The organism is Rhizobacter sp. OV335 (assembly GCF_900142965.1).
GTDB lineage: Bacteria > Pseudomonadota > Gammaproteobacteria > Burkholderiales > Burkholderiaceae_C > Rhizobacter.
Genome location: NZ_FRCQ01000019.1, coordinates 66,456 through 91,632, shown reverse-complemented (window position 1 = coordinate 91,632; position 25,177 = coordinate 66,456). Strand labels below are relative to the sequence as shown.

The window sequence follows — 25,177 nt, the reverse complement described above, 5'->3', positions numbered from 1 at the left end:
GCTGTCGGACTCACGCCGGCCTTTGCGTTTTCACAGTCAAGAGATGCCGTGCCGCGGCGTCCTGTCCGTGAATCCAACGAGGAGTGCCTGCCGTGAGTGTTGCCACCATCCCCGCGCCGTTCCTGGCCTTCGACAGCTTCAGGCCGCCCGCCGAATCGGAAACCTCCGTCGGCTACGGCATCTCCGAGCGCGCCGCCACGCGCTCGCCCTTCGTCTCGGTGTACGAGGCCGGCGACGACGAAACCGCCTACGACGACCCGATGCGCGAAGCCTGTGCCGGACTGATCGACGAACTGCACGACGAGGAGTTCGACGAGGCACTGTTCGAACTCGAATGCCATGCCCGCGCCCTGCACGACCGGCAACTCTTCGCCGGCATGCAACGCAGCCAGGCCGACCGCGCGGTGATGCAGCACTTCTCGCCGCTGGTGCGCGAATGCGAGGCGATGGTCGACGCGATGGCGCAGCAGTTCGCCCCGCGCCAGGGCGCCGGGCTGGTCGAGGGCGAGGTCGATGCCTTCCTGGAGGGATATGCGCCGGCCGGCAGCTACGAGATGCAGCAGGAACCGCAGTTCGAGCAGTTCTTCGGCAAGCTGTTCAAAAAGGTCGGCGGCATCGTGAAGAAGGTCGCCGGCGCGGCGATCCAGGGCGTCACGAAGCTCACGCTCGGGCCGCTGCTGTCGCGCATCAAGGCGCTGATCAAGCCGCTGCTGCAACGCGTGCTGCAGAAGGCCATCGGCCACCTGCCGGCACCGGTGCAGCCGATCGCGCTGCAGCTCGCACGCAAGCTCGGCTTCGCGCCGCCGGAGCCGGCACCTGCTCCGACGGCCACCGATGCCACCGCCGCCGACACCGACCTCGCCGCCGCCGGCGTGCAGGCCGTGGCCGGCGCCGACGCGCCGCCGCCGCAGCAGGAGTTCGACCAGCAGGTCGCCAACGCGGTGCTCGCGCAGGACGAGACGCAGCTCGACATGGAGGTCGCGCAATCCGTCGCGCTCGGCCAGGCCGAGGCGCCGCCGGTGTTCGCCGAGCTCGACGACGCCCGCGAGCGCTTCATCCAGGAGCTGCAGGACCTGCGGCCCGGCGAGAGCCCGCAGCCGATGATGGAGAACTTCATCCCGGCCGTGCTGCCGGTGCTGAAGCTCGGCATCCGCCTGATCGGCCGGCCGCGCGTGATCAACTTCCTGTCGCCGCTGCTGGCCAAGCTGATCTCCGGCCTGATCGGCCCGCAGCAGGCCGGCGTGCTGTCGCGCGCGATCGTCGACTCCGGCCTGAAGCTGCTGAACCTGGAAATGGCCGAGGGGATGACGCCAGAGCAGGAGGCCGGCCTCGCCGCCTCGGCCGTGGCCGCCACCGTCGAGGAGACGGTCGGCCGCATCGCCGCGCTGCCCGACCACGTGCTCGACCAGCCCGAGCTGCTCGAAGGCTATGCGATGGAGGCCTTCGAGCAGGCGGCTGCCGCCAACCTGCCGGCGGTGCTGCCGCCCGGCACCTACCGCCAGCGGCCGGAGCTGCTCGAGGCCGGCGTCGATGCCGGCTGGGTGATGCTGCCGCTGCGCGGGCGCAAGCGCTACAAGCGCTGCACGCGGGTGTTCGATGTGCGCATCACGCCGCACATGGCGGCCGAAGTCGCGAGCTTCGAGGGCGCGCCGCTGGCCGATTTCCTGCACGAGCAGCTCGGCCTGCCGGAGGGCGAGTCGACCGATGCGCAGCTGCACCTCTACGAGGCACTGCCCGGCACCAGCCTGGCCGACATCGCGCGCAACGAGTTCGAGCAGGGCGACCCCTCGGGCGCGCTCGGCAGCCAGGAGCTGCACCCGCTGACGCCGCAGGCCGCGGCGACGCTGCTCGGCGCGCCGGGGCTCGGCCGTGCGTTCGACGGCAACGGACAGCGGCCGGCGATGGGCCAGCGCTTCTACCGCATCGACGCCGGCGGCCGGCGTCCGCATGCGATGCACCGCCATGGCCATCGACACGGTCATGGCCACGTCCACGCGCACGCCCGCCGCGCGATGCACCTCGGCCTGCGCTTCGACTGCACGCAGGACCAGATCCGCGCCTGCATCTTCCTGAGCGAAGCCAAGGCGCAGAAGCTCGCGATGCGGTTGCGCCAGTCGACGAATGCCGGCGTGCTGAGTGCCGGCTTCGCGCGCGCGCTGCAGGGCCGCCTGAAGCACATCCTGTCCGGCCCGCCGGGGCGCGGCCTGCGCGTCGTGAACGCCGGTGCCTCGCCGACCGCCAACGCCAGCCTGCAGAACCTGCCACAGGCCCAGGCCGCGCGCTACGCCGCGGCGCTGCAGAACTGGCTGGTGCAGGGCTTCGCGAGCTTCATCCAGGCGCAGTCGGCGGCCTTCATCGCGGCCACCGAGAACGCGGCCGACGGCGTCACGCTGCGCTTCGCGATCGCCCACCCGCCGTCGCTGAAGGCGGTGTGCGACGCGATGGCCGGCCGCGGCGCGGCACCGGCCGAACTCGCGCTCGACCCACCGCCCGCGGTGACGGTCACGGTGGCACCGGGGCACCGCTGTGGCTGACCTGCAAGCCGCTGCCGCGCTGCAGACCCAGCGTCAGATCGCTCACTGGGTGCTGGCCGCGTCGCGGCTGGCGCTGGACAACCTGGCCGGCGACGTGGCCTGGGGCCGGCTCGAGCAGTACCTCGGGCTCGCGCTGCGCCGCCACCTGCAGTCCAAGGTCGACGCGCTGGCCGCCGATGCGCAGGTGCTGCTGGCGCACGCCCAGGCGGCGCGCAGCCTGGCCGCGCAGGCGCAGGTGCGCCGCCTGCTGCTGGCCTTTCGGCGCCAGTACCTGCGCACCGAGACCACGCTGGATTTCTTTGCCGACGCGATCAACACCCGCACCAACCCGCAGGTGGCCGCGATGCTGCGCGCCTGCGACAGCCTGGCCTACCGCAGCATGTCGCAGGTACTCGACGAACTCGGCCACCCGACGCCGGTGGTGCTGACCTACCTCGACAGCGGCGCCGGTGCCGCGATCATGAAAGCCGGCCTGCGGCTGTGGGACGGCGGCGCGGTGTGCCCGGTCGCGACCATCAAGATCACCCGCCACAACCTGCTGCGGCCGACCGCGCTGATCCACGAGGCCGGCCACCAGGCGGCGCACATCACCGGCTGGAACGACGAGCTGCGCACGCTGCTGCAGCACGGGTTGGTGCAGGCCGGCTCGCGGGGTGAGCTGGCCGACGTGTGGGCGAGCTGGGCCAGCGAGATCGCGGCCGATGCGTTCGCGTTCGGCCACACCGGCTTCGCGAGCGTGGCCGCACTGCACGACGTGCTGTCCGGCGAGCCGAGCCTGGTGTTCCGCTTCTCGCCCGGCGACCCGCATCCGGTCAGCTACCTGCGGGTGCAGCTCGGTGCGGCGCTGTGCCGCCACTGCTACGGCGCCGGCCCGTGGGACGACCTGGAGCTCGCGTGGACCGGGCTGCACCCGCTGGAGCGGGTCGACAGCGGCACGCGCGCGCTGATCACCGATTCGCAGCCGCTGCTGCCCGAGCTGGCGCGGCTGCTGGTCGAGACGCCGATGCGCTGCTTCCGCGGCCGCTCGCTGCGCGAGCTGCTGCACCCGCAGCGCGTCAGCCCGGCGGCGCTCGACGAGCTGCAGTCGACGCTCGGCCCGGCGCTGTTCAGCTCGGCCCACTGGCTGTGGACCGAGCCGCTGCGCACGCTCGGGCTGACCGGCCTGCAACTCGCACGCTGCGGCGGCCAGCCGCAGGAGGCGAAACGCATCCTCGAACAACAGCAGCAATCGATGCTGCGAATGGGCGGCGCGTTGCAGGCCGCCTGACCGATCCCTTCCACCTTCCCCTCACCACCACCACGCACCCACAGGAGCATTCCCATGGCCAAGGCCCTGCCCTCTCCCGCCCGCGGCACGCGCCGCACCGCCCCCGTCGCCGAAACCGCCCCCGAGGCGCGGGCTGACACGCCCGCCGAGCAGACGGCACAACAGACGCAGCAGTGGGGCGGGCACAACCCGTCCACCGACCAGCTCACCCAATTGCTGTTGACCGTGCTGACCCGCGCCAACCAGCAGATCCCGACCCCCACCGGGTTGATCGGTCCGGCACTCGACGTGGCGCTGCGCTTCCAGACGCTGTCGGCCCAGCTGTCCACGCTCGCCGACCCGGCCGGCTTGCGCAACCTGCCCTGAGCCGCTCCCCCTTGACCCACGGAGACCTTGTCATGTTCAGACACTTCGCCACCCTCGTCTCGCCCGACACCCTGTTCAAGGCGCACCCGACCGAGCTCGCCTGGCTGCTGGAAGAAACCTGGCGCCAGCGCTTCGACCTCCAGACCAAGGCGCTCGGCGACCCCGATCGCCGCAGCGCGCTCAGCGCCTCGCTGCCACCCAGCACCGAGGGCGCGCCGCTGTCGACCGTCCTGAGCGACATCCTGTTCTTCAGCGCCGACGGCACCGCATTCCCCCGCTCGTTCCGCTGGGACCACCTGATCTACGCCTACATGATCGAGAACACGCGCCTCTACGAGGTGTTCAAGCGCGTGGTCCACGAGTTCGTGCACGGCGAGAAGCTCGGCGTGCCCGATGCCGACTCGCAGGCCTGGCTGCGCAACACCGAGGAGCTGTTCTTCAAGGACGGCGCACCGTTCTTCGTCACCTCGCTGGTCAGCCACATCCGCAGCGACCTGCGCGCGAACCGCCGCAACCCGTACCAGCGCATGTTCGGCATGGAGCTGAACCACGGCATGGACGACGGCAAGCCGCAGCCCTATGTGCGCGCCGAGGCGGCGAACGCCGAGTTCGTGCCGACCTTCGAGGAGTTCCTGCGCGAGGTCTGGGTCGGCATGACCTACGTCACCGCGAGCGCCAGCAGCAACCCGACCGACCCGGCCAAGATCGTCACGCTGGCCAGCAAGCTGAAGAACATGCTGCTGTCGCGCCGCCAGGACGGCAACCTGTCGCGCGAGGAGTTCTCGGCGGTCACCGCGATGGCGTGGTTCCACCTGACGCTCGAGTACAAGAACGACGGCGCCAGCGCGCCGATCATCGCGTCGCTGCGGGCGCAGGCCAATGGCACCGAGCAGCGGCTGTTCAAGGTGGCCGAGCGCGTCGGGCTGCCGGCGCACGGGCTGTCGAAACACTTCTTCGACATCGCCGATGCGATCTCGCGGATCCTGACGCAGATCGAGAGCAACGACTACGACACCTCCGACAAGGTGCGCGCGCTGTTCACGCCGGACACGACGCTGCAGGCCAGCCCCGAGTCGGCGATGCGGACCATCATCACGCACTGGACAGCGATCACTGGCCGTGACGTCAAGGCCCGCAAGGTCGCGCCCAACTGAACGCCGGAGGTTGATGCCATGAAGCCGGATTCCCCCTTCCTGTCGGCCTACCTGGCGCAGGACCATGAAGTTGCTTCCGACGCGCCGCCGGCCCGCGGCGCCGGGCTCGGTGCGCTGCTGTTCGAGAGCCCGTACGTGCGGCTTGCCCTCGTCGACCATGAGGACGACGCGCAGTCCGAGTGCGAAGCCTGCGGCTGCCACGAACTCGAGCACGGCTTCGACGACGAAGCCGCGGAACCCGAGGTCGACGACACGCCGGTGGTCGACGCCCCGCTGTCGGCCGGCGACCGCGCCTGGGTGCTCGACCTGCAGCGCTCGGCGCTGGAGCGCCTGCCGGACGCGGCGCTGCAGCGCAAGTACCTGAAGGAGGTCGACTGGAAGGACGTGGAGTTTCCGGACAACGTGCCGCCCGGCGGCTCGGCCACGGCCGCCGTGAAGGCGCACTGGGCCTTGTCGGAGCGCCTGTTCGTCGACATGGCGCGCGTGACGCCGGAGCGGCGCGTGAACCTCGGCGACACGAAGATCGCGTTCCGCGCGCACCGGCCGGTGGCGGTGCCGGGCCAGCAAGGCGCACAGCTCTACACCGAGGCCAGCGAGGCCTTCGTGCGCATGCGCGAGGCGGCACTGCAGGAAGGCGTGGCGCTGGACATCGTGTCGTCATGGCGATCGGCCGGCCACCAGGCGTCGCTGAGCGCGTCGCAGCCGAACGCGAAGGCGGTGGCCAAGGGCCATTCCGCGCACATGTACGGCCTGGCCATCGACCTGCAGATGTCGGTGCGCGGCCTCGACGTCTCGGGCAAGAGCCAGACCCGCACCGCCGAGAAGATGGCCAAGCTGATTCGCATGTACCGCTCGCCGGTCTACAAGTGGATGATGCTGCGCGGCAAGGGCTTCGGCTGGTACCCGTACCGGCGCGAGCCGTGGCACTGGGAATACAACCCGCCGGGGTTGAAGGCGCGCTTCGAAGGCACGTCGTCGGCCGCGCCAGCGGCGCCCTCCCGCATCCCCACCGCCACCACCACGCTGTCGGCCGGCGGCCAGACCAAGGCCTGGGTCCGCTTCGCGCAGCGCGTGCTGAACGCGGCCGAGGGCGAGCGCCTGTCCGACGACGGCGATGCCGGCCCGGCGACGCGCGCCGCGCTCGCGCGCTTTCGCGACAAGCACCGGCTCGGCGGCAGTTCGGAGCCGGGCAGCTCGACCGACGTCGCGCTGGTGCAGCGGGCGCTCGAACAACTGGCGCAGGCGTCGATGTTCGCCGCGTACGGCACGCGCGACGCGAAGCTGGACCAGGCGCTGGCGGCGTTCCGCGCCGAGCGGCACCTGGGCTTCGGCGCGGTGCTCGATGCCGCGACGCGCACGGCGCTGGCGGATGCGATGCCGTCGGCCGCGGCTGCGAAGGCGTCATCCGCAACTCCGGCAGCGCCCGCCGTCAGCGCCGCGCCGGTACCGCACCTCGGTGGACAGGTCTGGCTGCTGAAGTCCGCCGCGTACCCCGAACCGGTCGCGGTCTTCGTGCCGAAGGCCGCCCTCGGGCAGTCGAGCGTCGACGTGCTGTTCCATGTGCATGGCCTGCTTGTCGGCGCCTCGCTGCCGCCGAAGCCGCCGGGCGGCTTCATCACCGCGGCGCCGTTCCGCCTCGGTGCACTGGTCGATGACTCGGCCCTGCCGATGGTGCTCGTGGTGCCGGCGATGAACTGGAACGCGCCGGGCGGCGTGACGGCGGCCGGACAGAAGCATCCGCGCTGGAGCGCCCTCGCGCAGCCGGCACGGCTGAACGCGCTGATCGCCGAGGTGCTGGCCGACGTGGCGCGCGTGCAAGGCCTCGGGCAGGCGCCGTCGCTGCAGCGCCTGGTGGTCTCGGGGCATTCGCGCGCCTATGACTTCCTGGAGCCGCTGCGCGCGCTGCACGCCGATGCGCAGATGAACCAGGGCGCGCTCGCTCACCTGGCGCAGGTGTGGGCCTTCGACTCGACCTATGACGGCGATCCGGCGGACTGGAAACGCTGGCTCGCCGACCGGCCCGGGCTGCAGGCGCACTTCTTCTACCTCGCGGGCTCGCGGACGCACGGCCGTGGCGACGCCTTCTTCCGCGCACGCGGCGGCAACCTGCACGTGACGCAGATGGCGAAGGGCCAGCACCACCAGGTGCCGGGCCTGCAATTGCCGGCGCTGCTGAAGGGCTTGTCGAACGGCGGCGAGCAGGAGCTGGACGACTGGCTGCCGATGGACGGCGAGGACCCCGATGCGCTGGAAGAGATCGACCACCAGGACGAGGCCGGCGACGACGAGATGGAGGAGCTCGCGGCAGTACTCGAAGCGGCCGGGGACGACGAGGCTGCCGACGGCGAAGAGCCTGACCACGAGGAGCCGGCTTACGAGGACGCCGACAACGAGGGGCCCGACGACGAAAGCCCTGACGACGAAGGCGAGTCCTTCGAGGACAACGAGGAAGAAGCCGCCGAGGCCGACCACGAAGACAGCTACGAAGCCGAGCCCGAGCTGGAAACGCTCGACGCGCTCGACCAGGCCCTCGGCGACAAGGCCCCGCTGCCGGTGCCCGACGGGCGGCCGGTGCCGTTCGCGCCGCTGGCGCCGGCGGGCAGCCACTGGCCGCTGCGCACTGCGCATCCGCAGGCGCGCGTGATCTCGTACAAGTTCCGCGAGCCGAACGGCATCGAAGGCCGCGCCGGCCGCATGTTCCTCGCCGAGCGCAAGGGCAAGCGCAACGGCGTGGCCACGCGGCGCCGCCACGTCGGCGTGGACCTGTTCGCGAAGGTGGGCGATGCGGTGGTGGCCTGCGAGAGCGGCACCATCGTGTCGTTCGCGTTCTTCTACAAGGCCGCCTCGGGCCAGTCGACCTACCGGCTGCTGGTCGAGCACGAGGGCTCGGGCATCGTCGTCAACTACGGCGAGCTGACGAAGGACTCGCTGAAGCGCAACGGCCTGGCGGTCGGCGACCGCGTGACAGCCGGCCAGCCGATCGGCGTCGTCAGCGACACCGCGATGCTGCACTTCGAGACCTACGTGAAGGGCAGCACGAACACGGCCCGCTGGTGGCGCGACGAGAAGAACGCACCGGCCTCGCTGCTGAACCCGACGCGCTACCTGCTGTCGCTGCGCGAGCACGGGTCCGTGAATGTCGCCACACCGCCGGCATCCGGTACCAGGCCGCAACCGCCCACCGATCCATCGGCCTTTCGCAGCTTCAGGCTGACCACGTACCACGTCGTCGACCAGGCCGACGAACCGACGCAGGACATCCGCATTCCGATCCTCGGCGCCGACGGCAGCGCGATCGCCGAAGGCAGCCCGGCCTTCTTCGCGAAGCTGTCGCTCGAAGGCACGGCGCGGCTCGGCGATGGCCGGCTGGTCAACGTGACCGGCCAGTCGGCACCGGTGCCGCACGAGCGCTATGCGGCCGTGCTGGCGTACCACGAACGGGCCTACGCGCGGCGCAATGCCGGGCTTGCAGCGCAGGGCCGGCCGCCGGTGCCGACGCGCTACTCGGGCATCTCGGTCGAGGGTGGCCGCGTGGTGCGCGCGATGACCTTCCACGAGGTGCCCGCGGCCAAGCGCGGCGTGGGCTACGGCACGCAGCGCAAGGTGGCGTACACGCCGTTCCGCACGCTGGCCGCCGACCTGGGGCTGAAGGCCAACTCGGACCCGCGCTGGAAAGGCCGCGGCGGCCTGGTGCCGGCGCACACGCAGGTCTACATCAAGGAATTCGATGGGCTGAAGCTGCCCGACGGCCACGGCGGCAGCTTCGTGCACGACGGCTGGTTCACCGTCAACGACACCGGCGGCGCGATCTTCGGCGCGCACTTCGACGTGTTCACCGGCAGCGCCGCGCTGGGCCGGCAGGTGAAGCTGCCGGCGGTCGGACAGGTGTGGTTCCCGGGGATCGAAGCACGGATGCCGGTGGGGTACTCGCTGGGGTTGACGGCCTGATGCGAGCGGGGTGAGAGGACAAGGATCTGCATCGCTTCTGCAGGCTGTTCCGTGTCTGTCCTGGGTAGCAATACGCTTGACGTATCGCATATGATTGCGTAGGGTGATGGACGATGATCGTCAGCTACCGGGACAAACGCACGCGGACCTTCGCCGAAGGCAATCGGGTCAAGGCCTTCAGCGGCTTCGATCGCAAGGCGGCGCTACGGCTCGACCAGCTGGACGCGGCCACTTCCGTGCTGGACCTCGACCTGCCGGGCAACCGGCTGGAAGCGCTGAAAGGTGACCGCAAGGGGCAGTACAGCGTGAGGATCAACGACCAGTGGCGGATTTGTTTTGAGTGGAAAAAGGGGGCACGGGGCCCCAGCAATGTTGAGATCGTGGACTACCACTAGAGAGGTGCAGTATGGGACGCACAGCAATTCACCCGGGCGAACATCTCGCCGAACAGCTCGAAGCGCTGGACATCAGCGCGGCCGAGCTGGGCCGCCGACTGCAGGTGCCGGGCAACCGCATCAGCCAGATCGTGAGCGGCCAGCGGAACATCACCGGCGACACGGCGCTGCGTCTTGGCCATTTCTTCGGCACCAGCCCACAGTTCTGGCTGAACCTGCAAGCCACCTACGACCTGCGGGTCGCCGAAGAGAAAACCGGAGCAACCATCAAGAGCTTGCCAACGCTGACGGCGCGGCAGAAGCGGCGCGCCGACGACCACGCGCAGCCGGTATAGCAGGTTCGGCACAACGGGGAGACCAAACAACATGACAAAGAAGCGCCATCACGGAACAACGCTCGACGCCTTTCTCAAGGAGGAAGGCGTGTTGGACCGCGTGCAGGTCTCTGTTCGAAGGTCCCGCAGCTGACACATGACCGTCTCGTCAGCGCCGGCAACCCAAGCGCGGCTGGCGGCGTTTTACTTGAGCCGTGACCGCGTGCTCGTGGTCGGCGATCTCGTGGCCGGAAGCAGCATGCTGGCCTCGCCATTCCTTGACACCCTGGAGCTGCGTCCGGAAGCGATTGCGCAGTTTGCCGGTATGGACGAGAAGTGGTTTCCGACCGACGCCGAGTTCAAGCGCATGCGCGACGTGCCAGAGCAAGCGGTCAAGGAATTGCTTTGTCGCCTACTGAGCGAGCACTCGGTGCCAAGCGATTGGGGCGGCGAAGAGAGCGATGTCCTGTCAGCGAACTTGATGATTGAAGGTCGCCGCCACACGGGCGCCTTCCTGCTCAAAGGGCCCGCAAGGTTTCATCCGATGAAGCCGACGGACCTCGGCAAGACCGGCGACCAACTCTATCGGCTGTTCAACATCCCGGCCCAGGTCTACGTCGTCCAGCACTGCCATGACATTGGCGCGGCCGTCCGTAAGCAGGCCGAGGCTTTTGCCTTTACACGCAGCTTCATGGCGCCCAGAACACGCTGAAGCCGGAAACACTGGGCGCCAGCCGACGGCCTGCCAGCTACTGACGTTGCAGTTCGGCCTTGCGTCAACCCTTCGCGTCGATCGCCACCCAGGTCTTCGGTCCGACGATGCCGTCCGGCACCAGCCGGGCGGCCCGTTGCAGCTCGCGCACGGCCGCCTCGGTGGCCGCGCCGAACCAGCCGTCTTCCTTCAGCCCGCACCTCGCCTGGATCACCTTGACCCACTCATCGACCATGCCGCGGCGCAAGGTGGGCCGCGACGGCTGGCCCGCTGCCGGCTGCGGCTCCTGCAGCGGGATCGGCGCCAGCGCCGGCGTGGCACCCGACATCACGGCCCGGACCTGCGCGCGGAAGTCATCCATGTCGAAGGTCGGATCGGGCTTGCGGCCGGGCGCCCATTCCTTGTGGCCGATGCAGAAATCCGCCGACGCGCCCAGGTGCGCCAGCAGCGCCGCCACGCCGTGCTGGTAGGCGCGCAGCTGGATGTCCGGCCACGGATCGCCCTTCAGCCCGGTGTGCTCGGCCTCGATGCCGATCAGGTGCGAGTTGCCGTCGGCGATGCCACGGAAACCGCCCTTGCCCGCGTGGTTGGCCTGGCCGGCCGCGACGACGTAGAACGTGCCGTCACGTCCCAGCCCGAGCTGCGCGAGCGGACCGGCGAGGTCCGAGCGGCCCTCCCTCAACAGCCGCAACGTCGGCATGTTGCCGGCGGCCGGCCCGGCCGTGTGGTGGCACAGCACGCCCTGCACCGATCCCATCTCGCGGCGCCCGCGGTTCTCCCAGCCGGGATCGGGCGCCACTTTCAGGCCCGCCTGCAGCAGCACGTCGGGCAACCAGGTGAGTGAAAAGCTCATGTCGTGCTCCTCGGTCAGCCGACGGCCGGTGCGGGCGGCGCGTCCTTCTCGACGCCACCTTGCGCCGGCGGCAGGTCCTGATCGTCGGTCGGCGAGGTCACGCCACCGTGCTCATGGTCGTCGTCGCCCGTCTGCGCGGTCGCCGGCGTGTTGGCCGGGCCCGCCGCGCCGCCCGCCGCCTGCGTCTTCATCGCATCGATCGCCTTGGTCGTCGCCGTCTCGGTGCTCTTGGCCGCGAAGTAGAAGCTGACGACCGAGGTCATCAGCGTGCCGATCAGCGTCAGCAATTGCTTGGCGAAATCGACCGCCGCGGTCGAGACGACGTGGCCGAGCTGCACGTCGTACTTGAACAGCGCCCCGCCCGCGCAGGGGTCGGCCGCGGCCGACGATGCGGCAGCGGCGGCCCCGCCCGATGCCGCGGTGGCCGCCGGACAGGCCACCGGCGTCACCAGCACCGAACCGTTTGCCGCGTCCGCCACCAGGCGCTGTTTCGCGGCCTCGTTCAAGCCGCGCAGCGTGATCGCCTCGGCGCCGCTGAGCGACTGGTAGAGCATCACCGCCAGCAGCGCGAACAGCACGATCAGCGACAGCGCGATGGTCGCGCGGATCGAGCCCGGCGGCAGCCCCAGCGCCTCGTTGGCCGCCGACAGCTCCAGCCGATTGAACAGCGTGGACACCAGCGCCAGCGCCCCCAGCAGGATCATGATTCCGAAGATCGCGAGGATCGGGTAGCCGAAGGCCGGGTGGTCGCTGAACGGCTTCAGGTACAACACCAGCGCCATGCTCGGCAGGAACACGAGCACGAGGCCTGCGCCCACCGCGCCGCTCAAGTGCCCGGACGCGGGCTTGCCGCCGGGGGCGTCATCTGGAGTGGCCATGGCTTGGATCCTTCATCGAACAGGTAGCGCAGTGATAGCGCCTCGCGCCGCCGCGCGCATCCGTCCGCTTGAGGACGCAGCCCGCCGGGTGCGCGGCTATGCTTCGCGCATGCGAAAGAATCCGATTCCCCTGTGTCTCGCGCTGCTCGTCCCGAGCACGCCGTGGACCGCATCCGCCGCCGATGCCGGTGCCGCCCCCGCACCGCAGCGCTATGCGATCAAGCAGACCGCGCCTGACACCGGCACGCACATCGTGCGCGAGGTGGTCAGTTCGCCCCTCCCTCTGGACAAGCCGTATGGCGATCTCACGCCGGAGCAGCAGCGCGTCGTGAAGTCGCAGTACGAACAGATGGGGCCCGACGACGAACCGCCCTACCCGCTCAACGGCCCGCGCGGCATCTACAGGAAGGTCGCGAACGGCCAAGGCAAGCGGCAGGCGAAGGGCCTCCTGTCGCTCGTCGCCGATGTGGACAGCCGTGGCGAGGCGACGTCGGTATCGGTCCTGGCGTCACCCGATCCCGAACTCACCCAGTACGTCGCCGGCGTGCTGATGGATGCGAAGTACAAGCCGGCGCGATGCAACGGCGCGCCGTGCGCCATGCAGTACCCGGTCCGCTTCAACCTCATCCCTGCCGACTGACCGTGCCTGCGGCCGTGCCGCGCTCGTTGAGTGCCCGCAGGCAGCGCGCGAGCATCGCCTGCGCCTCGGCACGCCACGCGCCGCCCGCCGGTGCCAGCCGCTCGCGCAGCAGCAGCGCACGCTGCAGTGGTGCGCGCGCCGCCTTCGGGTCGCCCTCGGCGAGCCAGGCTTCGCCGAGCAGCAGCAGCGCGTCGGCCTCCTTGTCCTCGAAGCGCGCCGCTTCGCGCTCCGGCTCCAGCAGCTCCAGCGCGCGCCGGGCCTGCATGCGCGCGTCGGCCGGCCGGCCGAGCTGCAACGCCGCCTGCGCGCTGAACAGCAGCCACTGCACCCGGTCGAGCTGCGGGCCGCTCGCCTCCACCAGCACGATCTCCTTCAGGCGCTCGACGGCTTGCGCGCCCTGCCCTTGCGCCAGCAGCAGCCGCACCGCCTCGAAGACGAACGGGTTGTGCGTGGCCGGCGCCGCCACGTCGCGGCTCACCTGGCGCCAGATGCGGTGCGCCTCCTCGATCTGCCGGCCGCTGTCGGCATGGCGGCCCATCGCGGTCCAGTTGCGCGCCTGCAGCAGCATCTCGCGCGCCAACGGCACCGAGCCGGGGTAGTGCCTGCGCAGGTCGTCGAGCTCGGGCGCGTAATCGCGCTCGGCCTCGGCGAAGTGGCCGTCGGCATGGTGCGCCTCGCCGCGAAACCGGTTCACCGCACCGACCGCCGGCGGCGTGGCGTTTGCATCCGGCCGGCCGATCGCGGCCTGCGCATCGTCGAGCAGGCGCCAGCCCTCCTCGCGCCGCCCGAGGCTGTGCAGCAAGCCGCCGAGCTTGGCCTGCGTCTGCAGCGTCGCGCCATTCAGCGGGCCGCTGAGCTTCGTCGAGAGGTCCAGCGCGCGCCGCAGGTTGCCTTCCGCCGCCGCGAAATCGCCCGCCGCCGCCTGCGCCTCGGCCAGTTGCACCAGCGGCGTCACCGACCAGGCCGACGGCGCCGCCTCGTGCCGATCGATCTCGGCCAGCGCCTCCTTCAGCATCGCCTGCGCGGTCGACGCGTCACCAGCCAGGTGGTGCGAGCGCGCCAGGTTGCGCAGCGCCTCGTAGCCGCTCGACCACTGCGCCGGGTGGTTCCGGAAATGCACCACCGCGTGGCGCGCCGCGTCGCGCATGCCGGCGAGCGACACGTACTGCTCGATCTCGGCGCGGTTGATCCACATCCAGCCGCGCGTCTCGGACGCGTCGTCGCCGATCGCGTCGAGCACCTGCCGGGCCTCGTCCATCGCGGCCAGCGCGCGCACGCGATCGTCGGTGTGGTTGACGTCGCGGGCATACGCGAGCAGCGCGTTCGCGAGCCGCGCGTCGCGCGGGCCGAACGAGCGCCGCGCCGCCTCGACGCGCTGCAGCCGCAGCTGCCCGGCCTCGTCGAACAGGCCGAGCTGGAAGTGCATGTCGGCCAGCGTGTCGAGCACCTCGTCGAGCGCCTCCGGCGACCCCTTCAAGGCCTGCGACGCCTGCTTCGCACCGACCTCGAGCAGCTCGCGCGCGGTGGTCTGGCGGGCGCGCAGCGGATCGGCCTGCTGCAGTGAATTGGCCGTGAAGAGGCTGGTCAGGAAGCCCTGCACCGCCTGCGCCCGCTGGCTCTCGCGCTGCGCGAGCGCGGCCTGCTCGCGCGAGCGCTGGGCCTGCTGCAGCGAGACGCCCGCCGCGCCGGCGAGCAGCAGCCCGGCGAACGTGACCGCGGCCACCTGTCGCCGGTGCCGGCCGACGAACTTGCGCAACCGGTAGGCAGCGCTGTCGGGGCGGGCCAGCACCGGCTGGCCGCCGAGGTGGCGCACCAGGTCCTCGCGCAGCGATTCGGCGGTGGGGTAGCGCTGGGCCGGGTCCTTCTTCAGTGCCTTCAGCACGATGGTGTCGAGGTCGCCGGCCAGCATCTGGCGCAGCCGGCGCACGCTGGTGCCGCGGGCCTGCGCGGCTTCGTCGCCCAGCGTGCGCAGGCTGGGCCGCTGCGGCTCGATGCCGAGCACCGCCTCTTCGAGCGCCGCGCACGACGCGCGCACCGGCTCGTAGGGCCGCAACCCGCTCAGCAGGCCGTACAGCACGACGCCGAGCGAGTAGACGTCGCTGGCCGTCGTCACCGCGCGCCCGGCCACCTGCTCGGGCGACGCGTACTCCAGCGTCAGCGCGCGGCCGGCGATGCGCGTCAGCTCGGTCTCGTCGGCCTGGCCGTCGGTGGTGAGCTTGGCGATCCCGAAATCGAGCAGCCGCACCTGGCCGTCTTCGGTGACGAGGATGTTGGCCGGCTTCAGGTCGCGGTGGATCACCAGGTTCTGGTGCGCGAACTGCACCGCGGTCAGCACCTGCAGCATCAGCACCAGGCGCTGCATCAGGCCGAGCTGGCGCCGGTCGCAGAAGGCGGCCAGCGGCTCGCCCTGCACGTACTCCAGCGCGAGGTAGGGCTGGCCGTCGTCGGTGATGCCGGCGTCGAGCAGGCGCGCGATGTTGGGGTGCTCCAGCGCGCCGAGGATGCGGCGCTCGCGCGCGAAGCGCTCGTGCACATGCGGGCCGAACAGGTTGGCTCGGACCAGTTTCAGCGCGACCTGGCGTTCGTACAGCCCGTCGTCGCGCTGCGCGAGCCACACCGAGCCCATGCCGCCCTGCCCGATCGGCTGCAGCACGCGGTAGGCGCCGATGCGGCGGCCGACCAGCGACGGCGCATCGGCCGCGCGTGCCGAGCGGGCCGCGCGGTCGATGCCGCGCGCGATCAGGTCGTCGGTCTCGACACGTGGCAGCACGGTGGCACCGGTGGGGTGCAGGTCGGTCGCCTGCAGGCGGTCGCGCATGCGGTCCCGAAGTTGCGCAACCATCTCGGCCATCGCCGGCTCGCGGCGCGCCAGCTCGGCCTGCCAATCGGCACGCTGGTGGCGCGGCAACTCGCCCACCTCGTCGAGCAGCAGCGAGATGCGGTCGAACTCGGCCGGCGTCAGGTCCTGGGCATTCATGCCTCTTCCATCAGGTGCAGCAGGAAGGCACGTGCCTTCTCCCATTCGCGCTCGACGGTGCGGGTGGAGATGCCACGGGCCTCGGCCACCTCGCGGATCGACAGGCCCGCGAAGTAGCGCAGCTCGACCAGCTCGTGGAACTGCGGCGACAGGCGCTGCAGCACGTCGAGCGCGGCGCCCATCGCCATCAGCCGCCGGTCGTCGACCGCCTCGGCCTCGATGCCGGTGGTCAGCGTGACCAGCAGGTCGCCGCTGCCGCGCTTCTGCGCCTGGCGCTCGCGCACGTGGTCGATCACGACGCTGCGCATCACGCGCGCCACGTAGCCGAAGAAGGCCGGGCGGTCAGAGGCCTTGAGGCGCCCTTCGCCGGAGAGCTTCAGGAAGCTCTCGTGCACCAGCGAGGTGGTGTCCAGGTCGTCCAGCCCGCCGCTCTTGTAGAGCCGGCTGTGCGCCATGCGCTTCATGTCTGCGTAGACCAGCTCGAACAACCGGCTCGAAGCCTGCGGATCACCGGATTGCGCCGACCGAAGCAGATCGGTCATTTCCGTCATTGACGTGTCTCTCTCGGGTTGCGTCCGGCTCGCTGGCATGGCGAGGCGGAGCGGTCGAGTATCGAGACGGTGCGCGGGCAGCGTCAAAGTACAGATTGAGGATGGAGGCTCACCCTTTGGGGGGAGGCATGTCGGATACGCCGTGCAGTCGTCGCAGCCCGCAACGGAAAAACCGTTGAGTATGGCGATCGCTACAACGATATTCTGGAGAAAAGTTTCGCATCAATATGCATCCCTCTCTCGGCGTCAGCAAATCGAATGAGAGCGACAGGACTGCCGGGAATAGGGAACGTGACAATGGTGCCAGCCCCATAGCTTTTGTGATTCACGCTGTCACCTACCTTGAGAATTCCAAGGCCATCGACCGCGACTTCATGACTGACGGGAGGCCGTTGCTGCGGCTCCCAAGAAAAACTGCCGCCATAGACAGCCCACAGCCTCGGAAGGCGCTGCGATATCTTCTCAGCAGAAGACTCCTGCCAGTTCCATTCCTCCATGAAATCCGTTTGCGACAGGGGAATATTCGCATCTCTTGCGCCATGCACCGAGAGCATTGAGAGTGATTCGACGAATGGATCACTCAAGGAAATCTTCTTTGCCCTGGCCAAATCCAGCAACGTTTCCGGATCCAGCAACATCGCAGAGGTCACCTCCTCGCCCTGCCAAATCACCCAATTCCTGAAATAGGAGAATGAATCATCGCCGCAAGGAGCCCCGGCAATCAGGGAGCACGCCTCCCATATTTCAATCTTGTTCAGAGATTCAAAGAGGTCGGCGTAATATTTTGAGTACTGGAGGGCAATACCGCCACCCAAGCCATCGTGGGCCGATCTCAAGAGCGACTCATGCGAGTCTACAGGCTCAGGAATCGAGGCTCTTTGCACATCGATGAAAGCCCAAAAATCATCCATGGTGTTGCTCATGAAAAAATCCTTCATTGACAAGGAATACATCTCTTACTCCACCATTCCGTGTACTTCTTCCACCTAACATCACCGGTATCCGGGTTCTTTTTGATATTTGCAAAAGGTCGAAGTGCTTGGATCTGCTGAGTCTCGGCATACTCGCAATCCCTGCGATTATTATAGGTTGCAATCACCAAGAAATGCAAATCACACATTTCACACTTGTATATATTCATCTTCCCGTCGGGAGCATTTTCATGCTCCCTTTCCCGGAAATATGGGTCTCTTGAAGTTATTCCGACGTAAATCACCTCATTCTGACAATCCTCGAGATTGTATACAACACATTGACGATCACTCAAAGGAAGCGGCGGAGCTATGGGGGTTGGCTTTTGTTTATTCGGAGGGGTAGTGTTAGGTGTAACGATTGGATCCTTGGTCGGCGTCGGGCCGTTCGTCACTGGGAGCGGCCCCTTATTGACGCCATTATGACAACCGGTACATAGGTTGAAGAAGAGTAATCCACTTGGATCAACAAGGCTCACCGGGTTAGCCTCGACATAAGCATAAGTGTTGACACCGCCCATCAGCCCAATCGGGTCGCTCGAACTATACCGACCAATTGTCGAGTCATAGCTACGGAAGTAGTTATACCAAAGCCCGCTCTCCGCATCTGCATACTGCCCCGGGAAACGAAGGTTCTGCGTGAAGCTTCCGAGTCCACTCGGATTTGCCTCCGGCGCCGTCGTCCCGAACGGCTCGGCGAACCACCGCCAGCGGGTCACGTCGTTCATGTCGACGACAAGCCGCGGCGCATTCAGGTGGTCGGCATGGATGTAGAAGACCAGCGGCGCGCCACGTGGGTTGGCCGGATCCGGCGTGAACATCGCCACCGGGATGTCATCGAGCCAGATGTATTCGCGGATGGCAGCTCCGTTCTGGTCGTATTCCCCGAGCAACTCGCCGTTGAGTCCGTACACGAAGATGATCGTGCTGCTCGCTCCTGCGCTTGTCACCTTGCGGATGCGCCGCTTGTCGGCATCGTAGGTGTAGGTGCCGGTGAGTCCGGCTCGAGTGACGCTCGCAAGTGATCCGCTCAGCCCATAGGTCGCCGTGTAGTTCGGGCTGTCGGTGATCGTGTTCCCTGCGTTGTCATAACCAAAACTTCTGGCCGGGTTCGTGATGCTCGCGAGCCGGTTGCTCGTGGCCTCGACGTTGTAGATGCTCGGGCTGCCGTTCAGGCTCATGCCCGTGCGGTTGCCGTTGGGGTCGTACGTGATCGACCAACTGCTCGCGACCGTCGTCACCTGCGTGATCCGGTCGTTCTCGTCATAGCCGAAGTTCTGGTCCAGCGCCGGCTGCGGGATGCCGTCGTTGGCGCTCAGGTGCGTGAAACTGATGATGCGGTCGGCTGCATCGTAGGTCACGTCGCGGAAGACGTTGCCCAGCCGGTATCGGGTCACGCGACCGCTGAGGTCGTAGAAGCGCTCGTGCGGTGTTGTCCCACCGGCCATGTTCCAGTTCCAGCTCGTCACCGGGCCGAAGGGCTCCCACTTGATGTCGCTGAGCAGCGGTACTGGCGTGCCGTTCACGTCCTGGGCCAGGCCGATGCCGGTCACGTTCCGGCTGGTGTAGCTCTGCACGACCTTGCGGCCCGACGGGTAGGTGATGCTGGTCAGGCGGCCCAGCGTGTAGCCGTAGCGCGTGATGCTGACGATGGCGGTGCCGTTGGCGCCTGCGGCTGGACTCACGGACTGCACCGCTTCGAGCACCCGTCCGCGCTGGTCGTACTTGAAGCGCGACCAGCCGTTCGGGTGGTCGGTGCGGCTCAGCCGGTTCGCGCTGTAGCTGTAGTCCGGCCCCTTCAGGTCATAGGCCCAGCTCACCGTCTGGCTGGGCTGGCCGCTCTGGCTGTAGACCAGTTGCGTCAGCCGGTCCATCGCGTCGTACGTGTAGCTCTCCAGCACGCCGCGACTGTCAGTGCGGGTCGTGATGTTGCCGATCTCGTTGTAGGTCTGGTTCGCCGTGCCGGTGTCGGGACTGATCAACTGGGTTGCGTTGCCGAAGCCGTCGCGCGGGTACTGCGTGACCAGGCTCCTCGGGTCGGTGACTTTCGTGGTTCGATCCCCGCCGTCGTACTCGAAGCTCGTCTTGCCGTTCTTCGGATCGGTGTGGTCTTTCACCCGATACAGCGGGTCATAGCTGAGCTTGGTCTCCAGGTTCAGCGTACCGGCACCGCGAATGATCTTGGTGCGGTTGCCCTGGGCGTCGTACTCGTAGCGCGTGATCGGCGTCGGCGACACCGGCGGTGGCGGCAGGGTCTGGGCGGTAGCGGCCTGTGCGAGCAGCGCCGCTGCCAGTGCGATGGTGTGCAGTCTTTTCATGTTCCCCTCACTCCCTGCCGCTGTTCTCTTGCGCACGGCCCAACGCGTCCATCACGCGCGCCATGTTCCGTTTCAGGCTGCCGGTCGGGTCCTTGACCGTCTGGCCGGTCGAGTTGCCGGCGTTGTCGAGCGCGTACTCGATGCGGTTGCCGCTGTCGTCCGACACCGCCTTCTGCCGGTGCGCGTCGTCGTACTCGTAGGCGGTCCAGCTGCCGTCGTGCTGCGTCACCAGGATCAGCTGGCCGACCGGGTCATAGGCATACGTGGTCGTCTCGCCGCCCACCGTCGTGGTCAGCAGGCGCTGGCGCAGGTCGTAGGTGTTCACGGTGACCACGCCATCGGAGTCGGTGCTCTGCAGCACTTGCCCAGCCTTGGTGTACTTGTCATACGTGGTCACCTTACCCGCGGCATCGGTCGCCGTGGCCAGATCGCCCTTCGTGTGATTGGCGTCCGTGTGGGCGAAGTAGGTGGAACTCGTCGTCACGGTGACGCCGCCGCGCGTGGTCCTGGCAGTCAGCGCCTGACCGGACTCGTTGTACGTCCAGGTGGAGACGCGGATCGCAGCACCGGCTTGCAGCGTCGCACTGAACCCGAGGTGCCCATCCGCATCCGTCGTCGCCTGCACCGCCTGCTTGCACAGCACCGCGATCGGCTTGCCGTCCAGCAGCGGCGCTGTCCCCGGCTCGCAGCTCGCGATGGCGTTGCCGTTCAATGGATCCGGCTGCCCGTTGTAGACGCTCGTCGTGATCTGCCCTGGTTCGGCCACCTTGATGGGCCGTCGCCAGTCCGGATGCCACTGCGTGCTCGTCTTGCGCGCCTTCGCCGGCAGGCTCGCTGCGGTCAAGACCGCGCAATCCGCTCCTGCTGCCAGCCCCTCCACCCGCGCAAGCTGCATATTGCGCTCGGGGTCGTTCGAGAAGCACATCCGCGTGCCGTTGAAATCATCCTGGCTCGCCACGTAGCCATGCGCGTCATAGCCTTGTGCACGCATCCCGTTCGCGCTGCCCGCACCGGCAGCTTGACTGCGCGCGATCAGGAAATTCCGGCCGTTCAGGCTGGTGGCTTGCCATTGGCTTGCCGTGCCGGTCGGCCCGGTGACCACGGTCCCCTGCGGCAACGTCCAGCCGACCTGCCGGCGCAGCGTGCTGCCGTCGAACTGCTCGTTCACTGCCAGGCTCGGTGGCGTCGCGTAGCTCACGCTGTATCGGGACACCCCGCCCGCATGCTCGGAGCTGACCGCGCGGCCCTCGGCGTCGTAGCCGAACGTGGCGTGGCGCCGCACCTTCTCGTCGCTCACACCGGTCAGCGCCCACGGCAGGTCGCTGCTCTCGTAGTGGAAGCTGCGCGTCGTGCCGTCGGGCCACTGCAGGCTGTTCAGGTTGTTGCGGCTGTCGTAGGCCAGCGTCACCGTCTGCCCGGCCGCATCGGTCACGCTGGCAAGCCGGATGCCGAAGCCGGCAGGCGCGCCGTACGCGAAACTCAGGCTGCGCCCGTTCGTGTCGGTGACCTGCAGCAACAGCCCGCCCGCCGACGCGATGGCTGTAGGCGTATTTGCATCGCTGTACGTGAAGTCCAGGCGTCGCCCTTCCGGCCAAGCCATCGTGGTGAGCTGGCCGCTGGCCGTGTAGACCTCCGTCACGCCCTCCTGCGCATCGTCGTAGCGCAGCTCGCCGCTGGCGAGCCTGACCAGCCGCCCGCGATCGGCGGGGTCGAAGCTGAAGTTGCCGCTGCTGTCCGCGCCGATCACCTTGACGACGCCATCGCCGCGCTCCAGTCGCACGGCGAAGGCACTGCCGGGCACCATGCTGCCGATCACCGCGCGGCGGTGCAGACTGCTTGACCACAGCACGCTGCCCAGCACGTCGCCGCTGCTCCACCGGGCGGACATCGGCACCGGCTGCAGCGTCGTCGCGCCGGTCTGCGGTGCCCGCTGCCCGCTGTCGTAGGTGAAGCGCAAGCCGAGGCCCGCCAGGCGCAGTCCGGTGTCGACCGACTCGCGCTTGATGCCACGCAGCACGAAGATCGGGTTGCCGACGCCTGGGCCTGCCGGCTCCACGCCCGGCAGCAGCGGGCAATCGCACGGTGGTGCCGGTGGCACGGGCGGGGTGAGGGTATCGGCGCAGTCCCCCGACTCGGCGAAGAAGCTGTTCAGGTCCACGCCGGGCTTGGGGGCGCGCCCGGGCCAGCAACCGCCTGCGTAGACAGGGCTCTGGTAGTTGAAGCTGCTGTCCCCGCGTCGCCAGTTCACGACGCAGCTGCCGCTCACCCGCTCGGTCGGCGCGATATCGACATCGGGGTACACGACGATTGTCGTGATGCCGCCTGGGGCTACCTCATCGTTACTTTTCTGGATGGTCTTGCGGTAGTCCTCGCAGACCTCGGCGGATGAATTGAACTTGACGCCACCACCCGAGTAGTTGAAGAACCACGGTTCGGCCCAGGCGCCGGGTGCCACCAGCAACGGACACAGCACGGCACAGCATGCGCCATACCGGCGCAGCAGATTCAACGATGCGATCAACGCACTCTCCCTCAGTCCCAATGCACCCGTGCGGCACACGGGTCCTCTGCGCATCGTTACTGCTTCAGCGCGGCCCGGCGGATTACACGTGAACAAGATCACCGCCGCAAGAGCCTCTGCGGAGGAGATGACAAAGTTTGACGTTTCAACAACACCGTTGCCGCAGGGTGTGACTGAACGGATCGACGACGCTTCATCCTCAACATGAATGAAGCGAATAGGGATGCCGTCTCGCCCATTGGAGGGCCACGTCAACCTCACCGCGAGCCACTCAGCCGCGGCGGGTTGATCGGGGCGCCGTTGCGGCGCCCCGTGATGCGGTCAGCGATGCACTCAGTGCGCCGCCGCCAACGCCGAGCCCTGGGCCGACACCTTGAACACCGACACCAGCCGCATCAGGTCACCCGCCTGCTGCTCCAGGCTCTCGGCGGCCGCCGCACTCTGCTCCACCAGCGCGGCGTTCTGCTGCGTGCCCTGGTCGAGCGAGGTCACCGCCTGGTTGACCTGCGCGATGCCGCCGGTCTGCTCGGTGGTCGACGCATTGATCTCGGCGATCAGGTCGGTCACGCGGCGCACCTGCTGCACGATCTCGGTCATGGTCTTGCCGGCCTCGCCGACCAGCCGCGTGCCGCTGTCCACCTTCTCGACCGACGCATTGATCAGCACCTTGATCTCGCGTGCCGCCTGCGCGCTGCGCTGCGCCAGCGAACGCACCTCGCTCGCCACCACCGCGAAGCCGCGGCCCTGCTCGCCGGCACGCGCCGCTTCGACGGCTGCGTTCAGCGCGAGGATGTTGGTCTGGAACGCGATGCCGTCGATCACGCCGATGATGTCGGCGATGCGGCGGCTGCTGTCGCTGATCTCGGTCATCGTCGTGACGACTTGCGTCACCACCACGCCGCCGCGATCGGCCACCTGCGCCGCGGAGACCGCGAACTGGTTGGCCTGCTGGGCATTGCCCGCATTCAGCTGCACCGAATCGGTCATCTGCTGCATCGATGCCGCCGTCTGCTGCAGCGCGCTCGCCTGCTGCTCGGTGCGGTTCGACAGGTCGGCATTGCCGCTGGCGATCTCGGTGGTGGCATGGCTGATCGACTGCGCGCCGTTCTGCACGTCACCGACCAGGCTGCGCAGTTGCTGCACCATGTCGCGCACCGCATGCAGCAGGCTGCCGTCGGCCCCCGGCTGCACCGCGATGTCGTGCGACAGGTCGCCCTGCGCCACGCGCAGCACCGCATCGCGGGCGTACTCGGGCTCGCCGCCGAGCTGGCGCCACACCTGGCGGACCACCCAGCGCGAGCCGAAGCCGAGCCCCACCAGCACCAGTCCCGCGCTCGCGAGAATGGCCACCAGCGTCGACGCCGTGCTCTGCTTGGCGCCGGCGAGCGCGGTGTCGAAGCTCTCCTGCGCCTCGACCTGCGCCTGCTTCACCGAGGCGCCGAACAGCTTCTGCGCGCCTTGCATCTTCGACAGCGCCGCCGCTTCATCGCCCTGCTGGCTGCCGATCACGATGCCGATGGCCTGCATCGCCGAGGCATACCAGGCATCGAACTCGCCCTGCAGCCGCTGCGCCGCGGCGGCGCGCGCGGGGATCGCCTGCGTGCTTTTCAGCAGCTCGCGGATCTGCTCGGCCTGGTGGCCGGTCTCCTCGAGGCGCTTCTTGTCGCCGTCGGAGGCCGCGCTCTGCAGACTGACGACCAGCGCATCGAAGCGCCCGCCGAGTTGCTGGCTCGCGCTGAGGTACGGATAGTGCGTGCTGCCGACCGCGTCCAGCGCCCGCGAGGTGCGGGACGAGAACGTGAAGACGACCGACACCCCGAGCGCGAACACGAGGGCCGACAACACCGGCAGCAGCCAGATGGTGCTCTTGACTTTCACGGCGGCCTCCGGGGATCAGTCGACCGACTTCACGAGGTGGGCGACCTGGCCCTTGAACTCGGCGGAGTCGCGCGTCTTGCCTTCGAGCTTCCACAGTTCCTTGGCGGTCGGGCCGTGCTTCGCGTAGAACACCTTCGAGAAGATCGTGAAGTACGGCTTCTCGGCCAGCGGCGGGTTGATGCGCTCGACCTTGGCGCGCAGGTCGGCCTCGGCCTGCAGCGTGTCGTCGGCTTCGGTGGTCTGCAGCGCGACCAGCTGGTAGCGGCCGGCGGCCAGGCGCTTCAGGATCTCGGTGGTGGCGTTGGCGCTGTCATCGACCTTGGCGCCCATCTTGGTCAGCTGGGCGATGACCGAGTAGCCGGTCGGCGCACCGATGGTGCCGTCCACGCCGTTCAGCTTCTGGCCGTCCCAGCCGGCGGCCGAACCCTTGATGCGGTACAGCGCGTAGGTGGCGCGGTACATGCGCTTGGTGGCATCGGCCTCGCCGTCGAGCTTGACCGGGTACACCGCGAACTCGGCGCGGTCAGCGGCGAAGCTGGCGTTGATCGCGCCGTCCATCGTGCCGCTCTTGACCTCGGCCATGCACTGCTTCCACGGCATCGGCGCGAGCTTGATCGCGACGCCGAGCTGCTTCTCGATCGATTGCATCATCAGCGCGCTGTAGCCGGGCTTGCCGTTGATCAGCCACGGATAGGCCTCTTCGTGCGAATGGCACAGCGTGATCTTCTCGGGGTTCGATTGGGCGTGGGCGACGGGAACGAGGGCGACGAGCGCGGCAAAGCCGGCGACGAGGGAGCGGGTCGTGGTCATGGTGTGCAGGAGCGAAGTGAAGGGAGGCAACGACGTGGATCCCGGCAGGCCGCAGCAATGCTGGGCCTGTCCTGGTCCACTCCCCCAGAC

General features: G+C 68.5%; 19 protein-coding genes. 10 read left to right on the top strand and 9 right to left on the bottom strand.

All coding sequences use genetic code 11. From position 1 onward, the window contains the following. Positions 1-92: 92 nt before the first annotated feature. The 8 genes from BUE42_RS19535 to BUE42_RS19500 all read left to right on the top strand — a co-directional run bounded on the left by BUE42_RS19535 (position 93) and on the right by BUE42_RS19500 (position 10,690). Positions 93-2,534 carry a hypothetical protein gene (locus tag BUE42_RS19535; protein WP_073466968.1) on the top strand — a complete coding sequence of 814 codons (2,442 nt, stop codon included), beginning with the start codon at positions 93-95 and terminating at the stop codon, positions 2,532-2,534. Continuing rightward, entirely contained in the window at positions 2,527-3,801 is a 1,275-nt protein-coding gene (locus BUE42_RS19530) for a hypothetical protein (RefSeq protein WP_073466967.1), read from the top strand. Before BUE42_RS19535 ends, BUE42_RS19530 begins: the two co-directional genes overlap by 8 nt. Positions 3,802-3,855: 54 nt before the next feature. Next, positions 3,856-4,167, top strand: coding sequence for a hypothetical protein (locus tag BUE42_RS19525; RefSeq protein ID WP_073466966.1), 312 nt, complete (start codon positions 3,856-3,858; stop codon positions 4,165-4,167). A 32-nt stretch (positions 4,168-4,199) separates the two neighbouring features. Continuing rightward, positions 4,200-5,321 carry a hypothetical protein gene (locus BUE42_RS19520; protein WP_073466965.1) on the top strand — a complete coding sequence of 374 codons (1,122 nt, stop codon included), beginning with the start codon at positions 4,200-4,202 and terminating at the stop codon, positions 5,319-5,321. Positions 5,322-5,339: 18 nt separating this feature from the next. Next, positions 5,340-9,269 (top strand): D-alanyl-D-alanine carboxypeptidase family protein, encoded by a 3,930-nt coding sequence (locus BUE42_RS19515; protein ID WP_073466964.1) that lies wholly within the window; start codon positions 5,340-5,342, stop codon positions 9,267-9,269. A 113-nt stretch (positions 9,270-9,382) separates the two neighbouring features. Next, complete coding sequence (locus BUE42_RS19510; RefSeq protein WP_073466963.1) at positions 9,383-9,664, top strand: type II toxin-antitoxin system RelE/ParE family toxin; 282 nt, start codon at positions 9,383-9,385, stop codon at positions 9,662-9,664. Between the two features lie 11 nt (positions 9,665-9,675). After that, positions 9,676-9,999 carry a HigA family addiction module antitoxin gene (locus tag BUE42_RS19505; protein ID WP_073466962.1) on the top strand — a complete coding sequence of 108 codons (324 nt, stop codon included), beginning with the start codon at positions 9,676-9,678 and terminating at the stop codon, positions 9,997-9,999. Positions 10,000-10,135: 136 nt separating this feature from the next. Then, on the top strand, positions 10,136-10,690 hold the full coding sequence (locus tag BUE42_RS19500) for a hypothetical protein (RefSeq protein WP_200798997.1): 555 nt from the start codon (positions 10,136-10,138) through the stop codon (positions 10,688-10,690). A gap of 64 nt (positions 10,691-10,754) precedes the next feature. Here BUE42_RS19500 and BUE42_RS19495 read toward each other — a convergent pair whose 3' ends face one another. Further along, positions 10,755-11,543 carry a peptidoglycan recognition protein family protein gene (locus BUE42_RS19495; RefSeq protein ID WP_073466961.1) on the bottom strand — a complete coding sequence of 263 codons (789 nt, stop codon included), beginning with the start codon at positions 11,541-11,543 and terminating at the stop codon, positions 10,755-10,757. A 14-nt stretch (positions 11,544-11,557) separates the two neighbouring features. Beyond that, entirely contained in the window at positions 11,558-12,421 is an 864-nt protein-coding gene (locus tag BUE42_RS19490) for a hypothetical protein (RefSeq protein WP_159445459.1), read from the bottom strand. On the opposite strand from BUE42_RS19490, the gene BUE42_RS19485 reads away from it, so the two are divergent. Then, the gene (locus BUE42_RS19485) at positions 12,420-13,061 is read left to right on the top strand and encodes an energy transducer TonB (protein WP_159445458.1); all 642 of its coding nucleotides are present in this window, start codon (positions 12,420-12,422) and stop codon (positions 13,059-13,061) included. The two genes, BUE42_RS19490 and BUE42_RS19485, sit on opposite strands and share 2 nt — an antisense overlap. Here the strand turns inward: BUE42_RS19485 and BUE42_RS19480 are convergent. From BUE42_RS19480 to BUE42_RS19460, 5 genes are all read right to left on the bottom strand, one after another. Further along, positions 13,045-16,038, bottom strand: coding sequence for a serine/threonine-protein kinase (locus BUE42_RS19480; protein ID WP_073466958.1), 2,994 nt, complete (start codon positions 16,036-16,038; stop codon positions 13,045-13,047). The two genes, BUE42_RS19485 and BUE42_RS19480, sit on opposite strands and share 17 nt — an antisense overlap. Beyond that, positions 16,035-16,580: an ECF-type sigma factor gene (locus BUE42_RS19475; RefSeq protein WP_159445457.1), complete on the bottom strand. Its 546-nt coding sequence runs from the start codon at positions 16,578-16,580 to the stop codon at positions 16,035-16,037. Before BUE42_RS19475 ends, BUE42_RS19480 begins: the two co-directional genes overlap by 4 nt. Before the next feature lie 200 nt (positions 16,581-16,780). Further along, on the bottom strand, positions 16,781-17,512 hold the full coding sequence (locus BUE42_RS19470; protein ID WP_159445456.1) for a DUF4240 domain-containing protein: 732 nt from the start codon (positions 17,510-17,512) through the stop codon (positions 16,781-16,783). Positions 17,513-17,523: 11 nt separating this feature from the next. Further along, positions 17,524-19,878 carry an RHS repeat domain-containing protein gene (locus tag BUE42_RS19465; RefSeq protein ID WP_143171610.1) on the bottom strand — a complete coding sequence of 785 codons (2,355 nt, stop codon included), beginning with the start codon at positions 19,876-19,878 and terminating at the stop codon, positions 17,524-17,526. Between the two features lie 7 nt (positions 19,879-19,885). Beyond that, positions 19,886-22,399, bottom strand: coding sequence for an RHS repeat domain-containing protein (locus tag BUE42_RS19460; protein ID WP_159445455.1), 2,514 nt, complete (start codon positions 22,397-22,399; stop codon positions 19,886-19,888). An 88-nt stretch (positions 22,400-22,487) separates the two neighbouring features. On the opposite strand from BUE42_RS19460, the gene BUE42_RS33825 reads away from it, so the two are divergent. Further along, a complete protein-coding gene (locus BUE42_RS33825) occupies positions 22,488-22,607 on the top strand; it encodes a helicase-associated domain-containing protein (RefSeq protein WP_235002463.1) in 120 nt (39 codons plus the stop codon). Positions 22,608-22,732: 125 nt separating this feature from the next. Here BUE42_RS33825 and BUE42_RS34195 read toward each other — a convergent pair whose 3' ends face one another. Together BUE42_RS34195 and BUE42_RS19450 are read right to left on the bottom strand one after the other, a co-directional pair. Next, positions 22,733-24,277 carry a methyl-accepting chemotaxis protein gene (locus tag BUE42_RS34195; protein ID WP_073466953.1) on the bottom strand — a complete coding sequence of 515 codons (1,545 nt, stop codon included), beginning with the start codon at positions 24,275-24,277 and terminating at the stop codon, positions 22,733-22,735. Between the two features lie 15 nt (positions 24,278-24,292). After that, positions 24,293-25,087 carry a substrate-binding periplasmic protein gene (locus tag BUE42_RS19450; protein ID WP_073466952.1) on the bottom strand — a complete coding sequence of 265 codons (795 nt, stop codon included), beginning with the start codon at positions 25,085-25,087 and terminating at the stop codon, positions 24,293-24,295. Positions 25,088-25,177: the final 90 nt, after the last annotated feature.

What these genes read in the sequence shown, in the direction of transcription:
- BUE42_RS19515 (WP_073466964.1), top strand. Translation starts at nt 5,340, where the DNA reads ATGAAGCCGGATTCCCCCTTCCTGTCGGCCTACCTGGCGCAGGACCAT.
- BUE42_RS19510 (WP_073466963.1), top strand. Translation starts at nt 9,383, where the DNA reads ATGATCGTCAGCTACCGGGACAAACGCACGCGGACCTTCGCCGAAGGC.
- BUE42_RS19490 (WP_159445459.1), bottom strand. Translation starts at nt 12,421, where the DNA reads ATGGCCACTCCAGATGACGCCCCCGGCGGCAAGCCCGCGTCCGGGCAC.
- BUE42_RS19505 (WP_073466962.1), top strand. Translation starts at nt 9,676, where the DNA reads ATGGGACGCACAGCAATTCACCCGGGCGAACATCTCGCCGAACAGCTC.
- BUE42_RS19525 (WP_073466966.1), top strand. Translation starts at nt 3,856, where the DNA reads ATGGCCAAGGCCCTGCCCTCTCCCGCCCGCGGCACGCGCCGCACCGCC.
- BUE42_RS19485 (WP_159445458.1), top strand. Translation starts at nt 12,420, where the DNA reads ATGGCTTGGATCCTTCATCGAACAGGTAGCGCAGTGATAGCGCCTCGC.
- BUE42_RS19495 (WP_073466961.1), bottom strand. Translation starts at nt 11,543, where the DNA reads ATGAGCTTTTCACTCACCTGGTTGCCCGACGTGCTGCTGCAGGCGGGC.
- BUE42_RS19475 (WP_159445457.1), bottom strand. Translation starts at nt 16,580, where the DNA reads ATGACCGATCTGCTTCGGTCGGCGCAATCCGGTGATCCGCAGGCTTCG.
- BUE42_RS19520 (WP_073466965.1), top strand. Translation starts at nt 4,200, where the DNA reads ATGTTCAGACACTTCGCCACCCTCGTCTCGCCCGACACCCTGTTCAAG.
- BUE42_RS19480 (WP_073466958.1), bottom strand. Translation starts at nt 16,038, where the DNA reads ATGAATGCCCAGGACCTGACGCCGGCCGAGTTCGACCGCATCTCGCTG.
- BUE42_RS19470 (WP_159445456.1), bottom strand. Translation starts at nt 17,512, where the DNA reads ATGAGCAACACCATGGATGATTTTTGGGCTTTCATCGATGTGCAAAGA.
- BUE42_RS19500 (WP_200798997.1), top strand. Translation starts at nt 10,136, where the DNA reads ATGACCGTCTCGTCAGCGCCGGCAACCCAAGCGCGGCTGGCGGCGTTT.
- BUE42_RS19450 (WP_073466952.1), bottom strand. Translation starts at nt 25,087, where the DNA reads ATGACCACGACCCGCTCCCTCGTCGCCGGCTTTGCCGCGCTCGTCGCC.
- BUE42_RS19465 (WP_143171610.1), bottom strand. Translation starts at nt 19,878, where the DNA reads ATGAAAAGACTGCACACCATCGCACTGGCAGCGGCGCTGCTCGCACAG.